Raw genomic sequence first — 15,593 nt, forward strand, 5'->3', positions numbered from 1 at the left:
CGAAGGCAGCCGCTACTGCCGCCCGTCAACCTGCCGTCTTGGCCTGCCAGGCCTTCAGCGCCTCGTCGAACACCTTCTCGCCCGGAATGCCCTTTTCCATGGTCAGCAGCGCCCGGCGTCCGGTCTTGTAGACCACCGGCACGTCGATCCAGTCCTGGCCTCGAAGCAAGGTCATATTGGCGTCCTCGTCGGCCTTGGTGTCGTTGAGCGCCACCAGGAAGAAGCCGTCGGCGATCTTGGCCGGAATGCCGATCAGCGGGCTGCCGGCATCCTGTTCCGAACTCTTCATGGCGACGCGCAGGATGTTGTCGACGCCACCGCCGTCAAAGCCCTCGGGCGTCAGGAAGATCATCTCGATGATGTGGCTGGCCGGCAGCGTCTGGTCGGTATTGCGGCGGATGGTCATGCGCAGCTGGATGTCCTTGCCGGGAATGGTCGCCTCGGCGCGGATCGCCGGCTCGGGCGGCAGGTCGCCGCCGGGCGATTCCTGCACCAGCGACCAGACGATGCTGCCGGGTTCGGCCGAACCTTGCGCGGTCGAGGTGCGTTCCTCGTAGAAGATCGCCTTCTGGCCGACCGCAACGGTCGGCGCGGGAGCGGCGGCCGCCGGCGCAGCGGGCGGCGTGCCGGCCGCGGGCGGCGTGGCGGCGGCATCAGCCGGTGCTGCCCCGTTGGCCGGCGGAGCGACGCCATCGGCGCGCGGCGTTGCCGGTGGCGTGGCGGAAGCGTCGGGCGCCGGCGTGGCGGGCGCGCCCGTGGCTGCGGCGTCGCCGGCCGGCGGGGTCGCAGGCGCTGGAGCCGCAGGTGGCGCTGGAGCCGGGGGTGGCGGCGTGGTCAGCGCGGCGACGGACTCGCCCTCGCCGATGCCGCTTTGACCGGCCGCGGGACCGGGATCGGTCTCACCGCCTTCGGGCGACAGGCGCTGGGTGAACTTCGTTCCCTCGCCGGCAGGAGCCGGTGCGGGTGCATCGGCCGCGGGCTTGGCCGGCGCCGGCTTTACCAGCGGTTCGGTCGAGACCGTCTTGGTGTCGCCGCCGAGGCCCAGCATCGAGCCAAAGGCATCCTTGTTCAGCCAGATGCCATAGCCACCGCCGGCCACCACCAAAAGCGCGACGACAGCCGCGATCAACCCGCCATAGCTGCGCCTGCGCTCGGCGGGGCGCAGGCGTTGGAACGTGTCCGCCGCCGGCTGCTCGTCATTGGCAAAGACATCGGCGCTATCGTCGTCGGCGTCCAGCTCCGCGGCTTGCTTGTCGATGGTTTCTGCACGCGCCACAGGCGGAGGCGGTGTCGGAGCGGGCCTCTGCCAGCTCGGCTCTGTCCTGGTGGTCGGCGCCGGCTGCACGGGTTTCGCCGGCTGCCAGGCCGGCGCAGGCGTGGCGGAAGGCTTTACATGACTGGACTGGTTCTTGTTGCGGTCTATGGAGGAGAAGATGTGCTCCAGCTCCGCCAGCGGATCGGATGCCGGCAGTGCCCTGGCATAGTCGCGCTCGACGCTCGAGATGGCATCTTCCAGGGATCGCTTCTGCGTGCTTATGGCTTCGGCGGCCAGCGGCGGCGAATACTCCGCAAGCTTCTTCGCCAGCATGGTACGAACGCTGTCATAGATCCGCGTACGCTTTTCGGGCGCTTCGTCGCCGTGCTTGTCGAGCGCCTTTTTCAGAATAGCAACGAAATCTGCCATGCTTCAGTCGACCTGTATTTTGTTTCCGCGCCGGCCCCCGCAAATCGGCCGCGATGCCCGGAAAGGCTTCAGAAAACTAGTCTTGAAACGGATCGGTCACAAGTATCGTGTCGTCCCGTTCCGGGCTGGTGGAAAGGAGCGCGACGGGTGCCCCGATCAGCTCCTCGATGTAACGGACATATTTGACGGCCTGCGCCGGAAGGTCGTTCCAGCTGCGCGCGCCGGCTGTGGTGCCTTTCCAGCCTTCGAGCGTCTCGTAGACCGGCTCGACACGCGCCTGCGCGCCCTGGCTGGCCGGCAGATAGTCGATCGTTTCGCCGTCGAGACGGTAGCCGGTGCAGACCTTGATCTCATCCAGCCCGTCGAGCACGTCGAGTTTGGTCAGGGCGATGCCCTTGATACCGTTGACGGCGACGGCCTGGCGCACCAGCACGGCGTCGAACCAGCCGCAACGGCGTTTGCGCCCGGTGACGACGCCGAATTCGTGGCCACGCGTACCGAGAAATTCGCCGATCTCGTTCTTCTGCTCGGTCGGGAACGGGCCTTCGCCGACACGCGTCGTATAGGCCTTGGTGATGCCCAGGACATAGCCGATGGCGCCGGGGCCCACCCCCGAGCCGGCGGCTGCCTGGCCGGCAACGGTGTTGGACGAGGTGACGAACGGATAGGTGCCGTGGTCGATGTCGAGCAGCGTGCCTTGCGCGCCCTCGAACAGGATGCGTTCGCCGGCGCGGCGCTTGTCGTCGAGGATTTTCCAGACGCGGTCCATATAGGGCAGGATCTCATCGGCGACCGAGGTCAGCTCGGTCATGATCGCCTCATGCGTGACTTCGCCATGGCCAAGCCCGCGACGCAGCGCATTGTGATGCGTCAGCAGCCTGTCGACCTTGAGAGGCAGCGTTTCCAAATCCGCCAGATCCATCACCCGAACCGCGCGCCGGCCCACCTTGTCTTCATAGGCTGGGCCGATGCCACGACGCGTCGTGCCAATTTTCGTCCCGGAATTGGAGGCGGCGTCCTCGCGGAATCCGTCCAGCTCCCGGTGCAGCGACAGGATAAGCGCCGTGTTTTCGGCTATTTTCAGGCGGTCCGGCGTGACCTCGACGCCTTGCGCCTTGAGTTTTGCCACTTCCGCGACAAAGGCGTGCGGGTCGAAGACGACGCCATTGCCGATGATCGACAGCTTGCCTTGCCGCACCACGCCCGACGGCAGCAGCGACAGTTTGTAGACCTTGCCATCGACGACCAGCGTATGGCCGGCATTGTGGCCGCCCTGGAAGCGCACGACCACGTCGGCGCGCTCCGACAACCAGTCGACGATCTTGCCCTTGCCTTCGTCGCCCCATTGCGAGCCGACGACCACCACATTGGCCATGTTTCTTTTCCCTTGAGATGCCGCCCTGGCGGCCTGGATATGGTTCGAAACGACAGGCCTCTATAGCGTCAAGACCTCGCAAGCGCGACCTTTCTTTGCCGCCGAAAATGCCCTGAGGCACAACAATTTTCGGCTTTGACATCATTTACTTGCGTCGGCGGGGGCAATAGGCCGGCAAACACAACTCCCCAAGCGGCCGGAATCCCGCAATGCATCGACGCGCCTACCTGTTCCTGCTGCTGACTACCTTGTTGTGGGGCGGCAATTCCGTCGCCGGCAAGCTGGCGGTCGATCACGTCTCGCCGATGACGCTGGTCTTCCTGCGCTGGGTGCTGGCCGTTGCGATCCTGCTGCCGATCGGCTGGCGCACGATCAGGGAGGACTGGCCGGTGGTGCGCAAACACTGGTTCGTGCTGGCTGCACTTGGCGCCAGCGGCTTCACTCTGTTCAACACCATTTTCTACACCGCGCTCAACTACACGACCGCGATCAATGTCTCGATCGAACAGGCGGCGATGCCGGTCTTGATCATCGTTGCCAATTTCTTCTTCTTCCGCCTGCGCGTGAGCTGGGCTCAGATTGCGGGCGTGGTGCTGACCATCTTCGGTGTCATCTTGACTGCCTGCCACGGCGATCCGCGCCGGCTGCTCACATTGGAACTCAATTTCGGCGACGCCATCATGCTGGTCGCGGTCGTCCTCTACAGCGGTTATTCGGTCGGGCTGCGGCTGAAGCCGGTCATGCGCTGGCAGAGCCTGATGTTGTCCCTGGCGATCGCTGCCCTCATCACCTCGCTGCCGTTCTTCCTGTGGGAGGTCGCCGCCGGCAAGGTTATCGTCCCCGATATCAGCGGCTGGGTGGTCATCGTCTATACCGCGATCGGCGCTTCGGTCATTTCGCAGATCACTTACATCCGGGGCAACGAACTGATCGGCGCCAACCGTGCCGGGCTGTTCATCAATCTGGTGCCGATCTTCGGCACGTTGCTGTCAGTGCTGATCGTCGGCGAGACATTCCAGCTCTACCAGGCGCTGGCGCTCGTCCTGGTGCTGGGCGGCATTTCGCTCGCCGAATACAGCGGGCGCAAGATGGCGGCACCGAACCGCCGCGGATAACATTTGGCCGCTGCCGCGCTGCGCCGCCGTCGCGATAACTGCTGCCGCGCGCCGACCTGGAACATTTTACCTCTGGCGGAGTTTGCTGGGGAGGGAGGCAACAAGATGAGCCACAACCCTCGCAGCACGGCAAGCATTGCCGGTCACCCCATTCATCCAATGCTGATTCCGTTTCCGATCGCCTTCTTTGTCGGCACCTTCGTTTGCGATCTGATTTTCTGGCAAACAGCCGATCCAGGGTGGGTCACCGGATCGCTTTGGCTTCTCGGCGCCGGCCTGATCATGGGCGCCTTGGCCGCTCTTACCGGCCTGACGGATGTTCTCGGCGATGTTCGGATCCGCAATCTCACGACGGCATGGCTCCATGCCGGCGGCAACGCTCTCGTCGTGCTGATCGAGCTTTATAACTGGTACTCGCGTTATGTCGCTGGAGCGGCGGCTGTGATCCCGACCGGCTTTATCTTATCGCTGATCGTGGTTCTGATCCTGCTGTTTACAGGGTGGAAGGGCTGGGAACTGGTCTATCGGCATCGCGTGGGCGTCTCCGACGGCTCAGACGAATTGACCTGAACCGGCCTCTGCGACGGCCGCCCCAATGATGGGGGGAGGACCGCCGCATCCGCCAAGCCGTCAACTACATTGCGTTGACGTCGAACTGCAGCCGCTTGGCTGAGTCGATGGACTTGTGCGCCTTGACCTGTTCCAGCACTTTCTCCGGGAACGGCGCGTCGAGATAGAGCAGCGCGATCGCGTCGCCGCCCGGCCGGTTGCGGCCGAGCTGGAAGTTGGCGATGTTGACGCAGTTCTCGCCGCACACCGTGCCGAGCAGGCCGATAATGCCGGGCGCATCGGCATTGGTTGTGTAGAGCATGTGCTGGCCGACCTCGGCGTCGAGATTGATGCCCTTGATCTGGATGAAGCGCGGCTTGCCGTCGGAGAAGCAGGTGCCGGCGATCGAGCGCGTCATGTGCTCGGTCTTCACCGTCAGCTTGATGTAGCCGTCGAACACGCCCGACTTGTCGCGCTTGACCTCGGCGACGATGATGCCGCGCTCCTTCACCATGATGGGCGCCGACACCATATTGACGTCGGCGACCTGCGGCCGGATCAGTCCGGCAAGCGCGGCACTGATCAGGGCACGCGTGTTCATCGTCGCGGTCGAGCCATCGAACAGGATCTCGACCTCGTTGATCGGGTCCTCGGTGACCTGGCCGACAAAGGCGCCGAGCACTTCGGCGAGCTTGACGAACGGCTTCAGCCGCGGTGCTTCCTCGGCCGTGATCGAGGGCATGTTGATGGCATTCGAAACCGCACCCTTGATCAGATAGTCGGCCATCTGCTCGGCTACTTGCAGCGCAACGTTTTCCTGCGCTTCCGCTGTCGAGGCGCCGAGATGCGGCGTTGCCACCACATTCTCCATGCCGAACAGCGCATTGTTTTCCGCCGGTTCGACCTCGAACACATCGACGCCGGCGCCCGCCACCTTGCCGCTCTTCAGCGCCGCGACCAGGTCGGCCTCGACGATGAGCCCGCCACGCGCGCAATTGATGATGCGCACGCCGTTCTTCATCTTGGCGATCGCCGCCGCGTCGATGATGTTGCGCGTCTTGTCGGTCAGCGGCGTGTGCAGCGTGATGAAATCGGCGCGGGCGAAAAGCTCGTCCAGCTCGACCTTGTCGACGCCGAGTTCCTCGGCGCGCTTGTCCGACAGGAACGGGTCGAAGGCGACGACATGCATTTTCAGGCCGACCCCGCGCGTGGCGACGATCGAGCCGATATTGCCGCAGCCGATGACACCCAGCGTCTTGCCGGTGATCTCGACGCCCATGAAGCGGTTCTTTTCCCATTTGCCGGCATGGGTCGAGGCATTGGCCTCCGGGATCTGCCGTGCGAGTGCAAAGATCATCGCCACCGCATGTTCGGCTGTGGTGATCGAATTGCCGAAAGGCGTGTTCATCACGATGATGCCCTTGCGGCTCGCCGCGGGGATGTCGACATTGTCGACACCGATGCCGGCGCGGCCGACGACCTTGAGTCTTGTCGCGGCGTTGATCAGTTTTTCCGTGACCTTGGTCGCCGAGCGGATGGCAAGACCATCATACTGGTCGATGACTTCAAGCAGCTTTTCCTTGTCCTTGCCGAGATCGGGCAAATAGTCGACCTCGATGCCGCGGTCCTTGAATATCTGGACGGCGGTGGTGGAGAGTTTGTCAGAGACGAGAACGCGGGGCGCCATGGCGGCCTCCTTGAATTGGATTGTCGGGAAAGGGCGGCCCGCAGGCCACCACGAAATCTCAGGCTGCGGCCTTCAGCGAAGCCTTCTGCGTGGCGAAGGCCCAGTCGAGCCAAGGCAGCAGCGCTTCGAGATCGGAGGTCTCGACGGTGGCGCCGCACCAGATGCGCAGACCGGAAGGTGCGTCACGATAGGAGCCGATGTCGTAGGCGACCCCTTCCTTGTCGAGCACAGAGACGATCGCCTTGGCGAAAGCCGCCTGCCCGTCGGCGTCGAGCGCCGCGACATCGGCGTCGGTGAAGGACAGACACACGGACGTGTTGGACTGTGTCGCCGCATCGACCGCGAGATGGCCGAGCCAGGACGACTTGTCGACAAAACCATCGAGCACGGCGGCATTGGCATCGGCTCTGGCAATCAACGCATCGAGACCGCCGATCGACTTCGCCCAATGAAGCGCATCGAGATAGTCCTCGACGCACAGCATCGACGGCGTGTTGATGGTCTCGCCCTTGAAGATGCCTTCGATCAGCTTGCCGCCCGAGGTCAGGCGGAAGATTTTCGGCAGCGGCCACGCCGGCTTGTAGGTTTCCAGTCGCTCGACGGCGCGAGGCGACAGGATCAGCATGCCGTGTGCGCCCTCGCCGCCCAGCACTTTCTGCCAGGAGAAGGTGACGACATCGAGCTTCTGGAAATCGAGCTTTTGCGCGAATGCCGCTGAGGTGGCATCGCAGATGGTCAGGCCCTTGCGATCCGCCGGGATGAAATCGCCATTCGGCACGCGCACGCCTGAGGTCGTGCCGTTCCAGGTGAAGACCACATCGCGGTCGAAATCGATCTTGGTGAGATCCGGCAGTTCGCCATAGCCTGCCTCGACCTTTCTGATATCGGCGAGCTTCAGCTGCTTGACCACGTCGGTGACCCAGCCGGAGCCAAAGCTTTCCCATGCCACCATGTCGACACCGCGTTCACCGAGCAGCGACCACAGCGCCATCTCGACAGCACCCGTGTCCGACGCCGGCACGATGCCGATGCGGTAATCGGCCGGAACCTGGAGAATCTCGCGCGTCAGCTCGATCGCCTGTTCGAGCTTGGTCTTGCCGATCTTGGCGCGGTGGGAACGGCCGAGCGCAGCATTCTTCAGTGCCTCGACCGACCAGCCGGGGCGTTTTGCGCAGGGACCTGAGGAGAAATTGGGGTTTGCCGGACGGAGTCCGGGCTTCGTATGCGTCGTCATCGTGGTCTATCCTTCCAGATAGTGGCCCCTCGTTGGGGAGGGGTGGCCCACGGACGGCGATATGCGTTCAGCCCTCAGGCGTCAAGAGGAAAGTTTTTGTCGCTGGCGGGATACCGGCGATACGGGATCAGCATGTCGTGGGCTAAAACGCAAACAGCGGATCGAAGAGATCCGCCGTTGGGCTTCCGAACAGCAAGCTTCCTACCAGAGGTCGTAGCGCAGGCCGAGCTTGACCTGATGATTGCTGATGCCCTTGCGGATCGGATAGGAGGTCAGGCTCTCGGCCGTGACATATTCGGCATCCGGCGCGGAGAAGTACTGGTAGCCGAGATCTACAGAAACATTCTTGGTCACCTGATAGGCCAGGCCCGCATCCAGCGTGTAGGCGAGGGAATACTGGGTCTTGTTGTCGTTCCGGACGAAATCATCCGTAGGGTCGACATTGTCGGTGAAGTAACTCGCCGACAGCTTGTATTTGCTCCGGACCAGCCCAATGCCGGCGCCGAGGTAGGGCGTGATCCCGACATAAGTGCCGAGATCGACATAGCCATTGACCATGCCCGACAGGGAATAATTTTGCAGCGATGCCGACGCGATGGTCGCACCACCCGGCGGCGGCGTCGCCGAATCGTCAAAGCCGACGCCGATGTTGTTGCCGGGCAGATAGCCAAGATTGACGTCGCCGCGCAGATAGTCGTTGAAGTGGTAGCCGAAGCCGATGCTGGCAAAGGCCGGATCCTGCTTCTCGCTGAAGCTCGCGGGGGCGAAGGTGAAATCCTGATCCTCGTAGCTCTTCTGCGCCAGATAAGAGACGTCGCCGCGCAGATACCAGCCCGAGCCGACCTCGACCGGTTGATAGTCCGGCGCCTGATCGACATAGATCGGCGGATCGTAGTCCGCGGCCTGCGCCGGCGTCAGCGGCACAAGGACGAGTGCGGCGAGCGCCGGCGCTGTCAGCGATTTGAAATTCATGGGTCCCCGGCTCCTGAAATTGGCGCCCGTCATTTTGATCGCAAGCGCCGTTTCACCAAGCATTGTTAACCATAGTGGTTAAGTCAGGGTTAAGGATAACGGAGCGTTACCGAATTGATTTCGATTGGATTTCTTCGGCACACGCGGTCGGTTGAAAACGCGCAAGCATCCGCAAACGAAAATCGCCCGGCAAGACCGGGCGGTTCGCGAATTCCTGGATTTCGAAGCGACTACTTGGTGTAGATCGGCTCCGGCTCTGGAACGTAGGGCTCCGGCGATGTGCAACCATTATTGCCGCCGAACTGATAGCGCAGACCGCCTCGTACCTCATGTGTGTTGATGCCATGGTCGAAGCCGGGCCCGGAACTGCTCACGTCGAAGTCGAACATGCGGCCCCCCTCAATGTGAGAGTAGCGATAGCCGGCATCCAGGATCACCCTGTTCGTAAGGCAATAGGACGCGCCGGCCATGAGCGCGTAGGCAAAGCGCCAATTCTTCGACCCGGGGTTGGTCTCGGTTGTGTTCGGGTCGTGGACGGTATCCCATTTGACGTGCGCGCCGCCGATGCCAGCGCCAACATAAGGCGTGATGCCGTGCCAGGTGCCGATATCGTAATAGGCGTTGGCCAAGAGCAGCAATGCGCTCATTTTCGACACTTCGACCGATGTCGTAACGCCATCGTTGGTTGATCCGTTGAAGTCCGAAGCGAACCAATAGTCGGCTGTCAGGTCGGTACGGAAATGATCGTTGATCTTGTAGCCAATGCCGGCGCCGAGTGAGAAGCCGCCCTTAAGCTCGCCGGAATCGAAAACATTGCTGCCGGGAGGCGGCCCGTAGGTGATATAGTCGATGCCGCGCAAATCCGATTTATGATAGTCGATGTCGCCGCGGATGTACCAGCCGCCGAAATCGGCCGGCTGCTCGTAGGCGATCGGCGCCGGCGCCTCTTCGACCACCGGCGGCTCCGCCAGATCGGCGGCGAATACTGGCCCGGCCACACCTGCGAACAGCGCGGCAAGGAGGGCCTTTTTTGCTGTATTGAACATGTTTGTCACCCCTGAGAACCGTCGGGAAAGTCCAACTTGCCCGAATGTGATTGACCTCAGTTGTGGATAATGAATTGGAAAAGTTAAAAGGCGTTTAACCCTGTCGATTAACCACGAATTCTCGACATTTTAGCAAACGGCCTCCGCCGGCATGACGCTGGGACCAACCCTGGCCGAAACAAAAAGCCCGCCTGCAGGCGGGCTTGAAGTCTTGAGCCGGCAGTTCGCCCCTGCCGTCGGAGGCAGCGCAATCAGGCGGCGCTGCGCGTTTCCGAGATGATGTCGACGATGTCGTTGACCACGGCCTCGACCAGCTGCGGGTCGTCGCCCTCGGCCATGACGCGGATCAGCGGCTCGGTGCCGGAGGGCCGGATGACCAGGCGGCCGGCCTTGCCGAGACGGTTGCGCGCGTCTTCGATCGCCGCCTTGACCGTGGCTTCCTCAAGCGGCTTGCCGCCGGCGATGCGGACATTCTTCAGCAGCTGCGGTACCGACTCGAATTTCTTCGACAGTTCGCTGACCGGCCGGTTCTGCCGCTTGATGCAGGCCAGCACCTGCAGCGCCGAGACCAGCCCGTCGCCAGTGGTCGAGAAATCGGACAGCACGATGTGGCCCGACTGCTCGCCGCCGACATTCAACCCATGCGCGCGCATATGCTCAACGACATAGCGGTCGCCGACCTTGGTGCGATGCAGCTGCAGCTTCATGTCGCCAAGGAAGCGTTCGAGGCCGAGATTGGACATCACCGTCGAGACGACGCCGCCGCCGGCCAATCGCCCGCTCTGGTGCCAGGACTCGGCGATCAGCGCCATGATCTGGTCACCGTCGACGATGGCGCCGTTCTCGTCGACGATGACGACACGGTCGGCATCGCCGTCGAGTGCGATGCCGATATCGGCGCGCACTTCATGCACCTTCTTCTGCAGGCCGGCCGGATGGGTCGAGCCGCATTCCTTGTTGATGTTGAAACCGTTCGGATCGACATTGATGGCAATGACCTCGGCGCCCAGTTCCCAAAGTGCGGCAGGCGCCACCTTGTAGGCTGCGCCATTGGCGCAATCGACGACGATCCTGAGACCCGACAGCGACATCGAGCGCGGCAGCGTGCGCTTGGCGAATTCGATGTAGCGGTCATGCACGCCGTCGACGCGCTTGGCGCGGCCGAGCCCGTCGGAATCGGCGAGCGCCAGTTCGATATCCTTGTCGAGCATGCTCTCGATGCGCTCCTCGATCTCGTCGGAGAGCTTGTACCCGTCGGGACCGAACAGCTTGATGCCGTTGTCGTAATAAGGGTTGTGCGAGGCCGAGATCATGACGCCGATATCGGCGCGCAGCGAGCGCACCAGCATGGCGACTGCCGGTGTCGGGATCGGGCCGAGCAGGAACACATCCATGCCGGCCGCGCACAGGCCGGACACCATGGCGTTTTCGATCATGTAGCCGGACAGCCTGGTGTCCTTGCCGAGCACGACGCGGTGGCGATGGCTGCCGCGCTGGAACGACAGGCCGGCGGCCATGCCGACCCGCATCGCGATCTCAGCCGTCATCGGAAACTTGTTGGCGCGCCCGCGAATGCCGTCGGTGCCAAAATAACGTCCTTCCATGCTTACCAGAATCCCCGTCGGTTTTCAGCCGGCTCGTAATGCCACAATTGGTCCGAGCCCGACTATCACATTGTGTGATTGTATATTACCAATTCTTAGAAAATCATTGTAGCAGGCTGTTCGGAGCGTTGGCAGCGTATCATGACACGGTCTTGCCGCAATATAACATTCACACTGGGCCACACTGCGCAGATTGGGCCGGTAAGCCGGACTGTTGGAGGGGCAGATCGCAAGGGTCCATCACCTTATCGGGAGAACGCCGTTTAGCATCTGGCGCAGCCTAGCGTTGAGAGCTATTGATTGACACAGATACAACCTATGGGCGCAGCAACGGGAGAACGCCATGCTCATCCACCGACTTGCAACCTTGACGGGTCTTGCCGTCGCAACCTTGTTCATGGCGGCGCCCGCCAGCGCGCTGACCATGGCCCAGTGTAGTACCAAGTATAATGCCGCCAAGGACGCCGGCACGCTGAACGGGCAGACCTGGAATCAGTATCGGAAGGCCGAGTGCGGCACCGACGCGGCGGCCACCACCGTGACCGCAAAGCCGGCGGCCAAGAAGGCAGCTGCGGCCAAGACGGACACGACCAAGGCCGCCGCTGATGATGGCGCCAAGGGTCTGACGGCCAAGGAATGCAGCGCTAAGTACCAGGCTGCCAAGGCCGCCGGTACGCTCAATGGCGCAAAGTGGAACGACTTCCGCAAGACCGAATGCGCCGCCGGCGCATCCGCCGCGGCAGAACCGGCCAAGGCCACGACCAAGGCCGCAGCCACAACCGACGATGGCGCCAAGGGCCTGACGGCCAAGGAATGCAGCACCAAATACCAGGCGGCAAAGGCCGCCGGCACACTGAACGGCGTGAAGTGGAACGACTTCCGCAAGACCGAATGCGCCGCCGGGGCCTCGGCCGCGGCAGCGCCCGCCAAGGCAACCACCAAGGCAACTGCCGACAGCAGCGGCAAGGGCCTGAGCATGGCCGATTGCAGCGCCAAGTACCAGGCTGCCAAGTCTGCCAATACGCTGGGCGGCAAGAAGTGGAACGACTTCCGCAAGGCCGAATGCGGCGCCGGCGCAGATGACGACGACACCGTGCCCGCTCCGAGCGAGGCGACCTATACCAGCGAGCCCGAGAAGCCCTCGGTCAGCGCTCCCAAAGGTGTCAAGTTCCCGGCCGCGATCTCAAAGAAATACGCCGGCGAGACGCCGGCCAAGGGCCGCATGCATACCTGCCTCGAGGTGTATTATGCCAACAAGGACGCCAACACGCTCAATGGCCTGCGCTGGATCCAGAAGGGCGGCGGCTTCTACAGCCTCTGCAATGCCAAGCTGAAGAGCTGATCGCGTAGCCATATTCTCCAGACAATGGCCCGCGCATCGCAGCATGCGCGGGCCTTTTTATTGCGCTCGAAGACACCTGGCGTTGCCCGCGTTTACATACCGCGGAAGGTGTTGGCATCATCTATTCGCCCACACTGCCCACCGCAGACTTATGGTTGGTTCGCAAAGATTCCAGTTGAACATATGAAGAACAAATGGTATACAAAAGGACATCAAACTTTTGTCAACCAGGAGGGTCTTATGTCCAGATGGAAATTGGCGGCATTGGCTGTGACGGCATGGATTGCTTGGAGCGTCGCCCCTGCAAGCGCACTGACGATGAAGGAATGCGGCGAGGCCTATCGCACAGCCAAGGAGGGCGGCACTCTGAACGGCATGGATTGGACAGCTTTCCGCACAGAGAAGTGTGCGACGTCAGCTGCGGAGAGTGCCAATGCGGATGCGGTCAAAACCGAGCCGCAGCCGCAGAAGGAAACCAGCGCGGCGGTCGCCCCCGCTGTAGCGCCGACGGGCGTGACATTCCCGACCACCCTCGCCGCCGAATTCAAGACCGAGAAGCCCTCGAAGGCGCGGATGAAGACCTGCCTGCAGGGCTACCACGGCAACAAGGACGCGGGTACGTTGAACGGCCTTCGCTGGATCCAGAAGGGCGGCGGCTGTTACAGCCTCTGCAACGCCAAGCTGAAGAGCTGATCGACCAGCAGCGTTTGAAGATCGACGGCCCCCAACCGCAAGGTTGGCGGGCCTTCTCTTGGGTCTTGCCCCGTCAAGCGCCTTGTTTCGAGAGCAGTGCGACCAGGCTTGTAAGATCGGCATTGGCCTGGCCGGCAGCCACCCCGCGCTTCATCAGGCTTTGCATCGGCAAGACGAGTTCGGTGCTGACGTCAGCCGACCTGCTGGCATCGATGAGATTGACGTAAGCATCAGCCTGCATGCCCAGATTGGAAACGACATTGCTGGTGTGATCGCCACTGTCGATCTGTTCCGCCCATTTCGGCAGCAGGCCTTGCATCGACTGAAGCCAGGAAGCCAGCAGCGGCATGAACTCGCCGGCCGGGATTCCTGCTGCGCCCGTCAATGCCAACGCCTGCAGAACGCCCGCGAACATGCCGTACATGCCGCTCAGAAGCGAGATATCATAGAGCGGCGCGAGGCCAGCATCCTCACCGAGGAATTTGCTGGTGCCGAGCGCTCCGAGCTGCCCCCAACAAGCATCGAACGCCTGGCGCGAACCGCTGTAGAGAATCAGGGCGTGCGGCCCGCCGATCATCGGCGGCACCGCCATGATGCCGCCGTCGATATAGCTCGCGCCCTGGCTCACCGCCCAGCCCGACATCGCCCGCGCCTGCTCGGGCGTGCCGTTGGTGAGATTGACAAATGTGCGGCCCGACAGCGCGTCTCGGCTTGGGCCGAGCACCTCACGAGCGGTGTCATAGACAAGCAGGCACGCCACGATCAGTGGACTCGATCTGACGGCTTCCTCGACACTCTTGGCCACAATGGCGCCCTTGGCTGCCAAAGCCTCAGCCTTTGCCGGAGAACGGTTCCACACCGTCACCGCATGTCCCTGGTTCAGAAAGGCTTCGGCAAGCGCAGTGCCCATGGCGCCGAGACCGATTACTGTTATGTCGCTCATTCTGCTTCTCCTTGGTTTGGTTGCGCGGTTACGCCGGTGTCGGGGTCAGGTCCTGGCCAAGGCCACCGTCCACGGTCAGCCGCGCGCCCGTGGTGAAGGTCGCGTCGAACGCCAGGAACAGCACTGCGCGCGCCACCTCCTCCACCGTGCCGTGGCGCTTCATCGGCGTGACCGCGTCGCCGATCGCCATGAAGGCGGCCCGCTCCTCGGCCGAGGCGTCGGCCACACCCATCGTCGGCGTATCGATAAAACCAGGGCTGACCACATTCACGCGGATCCGGCGCGGCAGAAGCTCGGCGGCCAGGACCTTGGCGAAGGCGCGCAGTGCCGCCTTCGATCCGGAATAGACGCTCATGCCACCAGTGCCGGATTCGTCGGCGATCGACGAGGTGAAGACTATGGCGCCACCATCCCTGATGAGGGGCAGCAGGCGCTGCGCGGTGAAGAAAGCGCCTTTGGTGTTGATGTCGAAGGTGCGATCGTAACTGTCCTCGGTGACCCGCTCCACGGGTTCGAGATTGGCCACCCCGGCATTGACGTGAAGGAAGTCGATCTGGCCAAGCTTCTGCCCCACTTCGGCACCGAGCGTGACGATATCGGCCATGTCTGAGATATCGGACCGCACGACATGAGCTCGCGAAAGCAGCTTGGCTCGCGCGGCCTCGATGTTGCGCTGGTCGCGGCCGGTGACCAGGACCTCGGCGCCGCTTTCGATCAGGGTTTCGGCAACGGCGAGCCCCATGCCGTGCGTCCCGCCGATGACAACGGCCTTCTTGTTTGCGTATCGTGTCATGATCCATCCCTTTTTGACAAAATCCGGCCGCCGACGGCCTTTGCAGGTCGAAGCGAGGTACCGATATGATGTTGTGGTGTTCGCCGATGCCGGCGAGCTGGTTTGAAGCTATGGACCGGCTTGGTTTTTCTCAAGTACCGACAAAAATGTAAGCTACCCACCGATTGCTCAGAATTGGATGAAACATGGGAAAGAAACAGCCAGATAGTTGCGGATTGGGGCCGGCGCTGGAGGTCATCAGCGGCAAATGGAAGGCGCTACTGCTCTGGCAGATTCACAAAGCGCCGGCACGATTCGGTGAGCTGAAGCGGCTGGTGCCTGACATCAGCGAAAAGATGCTGATCCAACAGCTGCGCGAAATGGAGGCCGACGGCATCGTCCATCGCGAAATCTTTCCCGAGGTGCCGCCGAGGGTCGAATACTCGATTACCGAATTCGGCATCGAGCTGGACAATGCCCTGATCCCGCTGGCCAGATGGGGCAAGCAACATGCTGGCCGGACTGACGGTGTGCGCCCCGGCAAAGCAAATGCATCCGTCCCGCATGCTCTTTGAGA

14 protein-coding genes are annotated in these 15,593 nt (G+C 62.5%); 5 read left to right on the plus strand and 9 right to left on the minus strand.

Translation table 11 applies throughout. From position 1 onward, the window contains the following. Positions 1–25: 25 nt before the first annotated feature. Positions 26–1,684 (minus strand): hypothetical protein, encoded by a 1,659-nt coding sequence (locus NKH38_RS13225; RefSeq protein WP_352760950.1) that lies wholly within the window; start codon positions 1,682–1,684, stop codon positions 26–28. A gap of 76 nt (positions 1,685–1,760) precedes the next feature. Next, a complete protein-coding gene (locus NKH38_RS13230) occupies positions 1,761–3,059 on the minus strand; it encodes an adenylosuccinate synthase (protein WP_023684197.1) in 1,299 nt (432 codons plus the stop codon). 209 nt (positions 3,060–3,268) lie between these two features. Between NKH38_RS13230 and NKH38_RS13235 the strand changes: the two genes are divergently transcribed. After that, positions 3,269–4,174 (plus strand): DMT family transporter, encoded by a 906-nt coding sequence (locus tag NKH38_RS13235; RefSeq protein WP_023834649.1) that lies wholly within the window; start codon positions 3,269–3,271, stop codon positions 4,172–4,174. Positions 4,175–4,279: 105 nt separating this feature from the next. After that, entirely contained in the window at positions 4,280–4,744 is a 465-nt protein-coding gene (locus NKH38_RS13240; RefSeq protein ID WP_352761371.1) for a DUF2231 domain-containing protein, read from the plus strand. 64 nt (positions 4,745–4,808) lie between these two features. On the opposite strand, the gene serA is transcribed toward NKH38_RS13240, so the two are convergent. From serA to glmM, 5 genes are all read right to left on the minus strand, one after another. Continuing rightward, positions 4,809–6,410 carry a phosphoglycerate dehydrogenase gene (gene serA, locus NKH38_RS13245; protein WP_352760954.1) on the minus strand — a complete coding sequence of 534 codons (1,602 nt, stop codon included), beginning with the start codon at positions 6,408–6,410 and terminating at the stop codon, positions 4,809–4,811. Between the two features lie 58 nt (positions 6,411–6,468). Next, on the minus strand, positions 6,469–7,644 hold the full coding sequence (locus tag NKH38_RS13250; RefSeq protein ID WP_352760957.1) for a phosphoserine transaminase: 1,176 nt from the start codon (positions 7,642–7,644) through the stop codon (positions 6,469–6,471). A gap of 201 nt (positions 7,645–7,845) precedes the next feature. After that, positions 7,846–8,616, minus strand: coding sequence for an outer membrane protein (locus NKH38_RS13255; protein ID WP_352760960.1), 771 nt, complete (start codon positions 8,614–8,616; stop codon positions 7,846–7,848). A gap of 230 nt (positions 8,617–8,846) precedes the next feature. Then, a complete protein-coding gene (locus NKH38_RS13260; protein WP_023728610.1) occupies positions 8,847–9,662 on the minus strand; it encodes an outer membrane protein in 816 nt (271 codons plus the stop codon). 251 nt (positions 9,663–9,913) lie between these two features. Continuing rightward, on the minus strand, positions 9,914–11,266 hold the full coding sequence (gene glmM, locus NKH38_RS13265; protein ID WP_352760963.1) for a phosphoglucosamine mutase: 1,353 nt from the start codon (positions 11,264–11,266) through the stop codon (positions 9,914–9,916). A 343-nt stretch (positions 11,267–11,609) separates the two neighbouring features. Between glmM and NKH38_RS13270 the strand changes: the two genes are divergently transcribed. Then, positions 11,610–12,608 (plus strand): hypothetical protein, encoded by a 999-nt coding sequence (locus tag NKH38_RS13270; protein WP_352760965.1) that lies wholly within the window; start codon positions 11,610–11,612, stop codon positions 12,606–12,608. Positions 12,609–12,791: 183 nt separating this feature from the next. Further along, positions 12,792–13,301 carry a hypothetical protein gene (locus NKH38_RS13275; protein ID WP_502896592.1) on the plus strand — a complete coding sequence of 170 codons (510 nt, stop codon included), beginning with the start codon at positions 12,792–12,794 and terminating at the stop codon, positions 13,299–13,301. 73 nt (positions 13,302–13,374) lie between these two features. On the opposite strand, the gene NKH38_RS13280 is transcribed toward NKH38_RS13275, so the two are convergent. Continuing rightward, positions 13,375–14,244, minus strand: coding sequence for an NAD(P)-dependent oxidoreductase (locus NKH38_RS13280; RefSeq protein ID WP_502896593.1), 870 nt, complete (start codon positions 14,242–14,244; stop codon positions 13,375–13,377). A gap of 28 nt (positions 14,245–14,272) precedes the next feature. Then, a complete protein-coding gene (locus NKH38_RS13285; RefSeq protein ID WP_352760968.1) occupies positions 14,273–15,037 on the minus strand; it encodes an SDR family oxidoreductase in 765 nt (254 codons plus the stop codon). A gap of 185 nt (positions 15,038–15,222) precedes the next feature. On the opposite strand from NKH38_RS13285, the gene NKH38_RS13290 reads away from it, so the two are divergent. Beyond that, positions 15,223–15,591: a winged helix-turn-helix transcriptional regulator gene (locus NKH38_RS13290; protein WP_023704885.1), complete on the plus strand. Its 369-nt coding sequence runs from the start codon at positions 15,223–15,225 to the stop codon at positions 15,589–15,591. Positions 15,592–15,593 lie beyond the last annotated feature (2 nt).

Origin of the sequence: Mesorhizobium sp. M1078, assembly GCF_040318615.1 — a bacterium.
GTDB lineage: Bacteria > Pseudomonadota > Alphaproteobacteria > Rhizobiales > Rhizobiaceae > Mesorhizobium.

What these genes read in the sequence shown, in the direction of transcription:
- NKH38_RS13290 (WP_023704885.1), top strand. Translation starts at nt 15,223, where the DNA reads ATGGGAAAGAAACAGCCAGATAGTTGCGGATTGGGGCCGGCGCTGGAG.
- NKH38_RS13280 (WP_502896593.1), bottom strand. Translation starts at nt 14,244, where the DNA reads ATGAGCGACATAACAGTAATCGGTCTCGGCGCCATGGGCACTGCGCTT.
- glmM (WP_352760963.1), bottom strand. Translation starts at nt 11,266, where the DNA reads ATGGAAGGACGTTATTTTGGCACCGACGGCATTCGCGGGCGCGCCAAC.
- NKH38_RS13240 (WP_352761371.1), top strand. Translation starts at nt 4,280, where the DNA reads ATGAGCCACAACCCTCGCAGCACGGCAAGCATTGCCGGTCACCCCATT.
- NKH38_RS13255 (WP_352760960.1), bottom strand. Translation starts at nt 8,616, where the DNA reads ATGAATTTCAAATCGCTGACAGCGCCGGCGCTCGCCGCACTCGTCCTT.
- serA (WP_352760954.1), bottom strand. Translation starts at nt 6,410, where the DNA reads ATGGCGCCCCGCGTTCTCGTCTCTGACAAACTCTCCACCACCGCCGTC.
- NKH38_RS13270 (WP_352760965.1), top strand. Translation starts at nt 11,610, where the DNA reads ATGCTCATCCACCGACTTGCAACCTTGACGGGTCTTGCCGTCGCAACC.
- NKH38_RS13285 (WP_352760968.1), bottom strand. Translation starts at nt 15,037, where the DNA reads ATGACACGATACGCAAACAAGAAGGCCGTTGTCATCGGCGGGACGCAC.
- NKH38_RS13235 (WP_023834649.1), top strand. Translation starts at nt 3,269, where the DNA reads ATGCATCGACGCGCCTACCTGTTCCTGCTGCTGACTACCTTGTTGTGG.
- NKH38_RS13225 (WP_352760950.1), bottom strand. Translation starts at nt 1,684, where the DNA reads ATGGCAGATTTCGTTGCTATTCTGAAAAAGGCGCTCGACAAGCACGGC.
- NKH38_RS13250 (WP_352760957.1), bottom strand. Translation starts at nt 7,644, where the DNA reads ATGACGACGCATACGAAGCCCGGACTCCGTCCGGCAAACCCCAATTTC.
- NKH38_RS13275 (WP_502896592.1), top strand. Translation starts at nt 12,792, where the DNA reads ATGAAGAACAAATGGTATACAAAAGGACATCAAACTTTTGTCAACCAG.
- NKH38_RS13230 (WP_023684197.1), bottom strand. Translation starts at nt 3,059, where the DNA reads ATGGCCAATGTGGTGGTCGTCGGCTCGCAATGGGGCGACGAAGGCAAG.
- NKH38_RS13260 (WP_023728610.1), bottom strand. Translation starts at nt 9,662, where the DNA reads ATGTTCAATACAGCAAAAAAGGCCCTCCTTGCCGCGCTGTTCGCAGGT.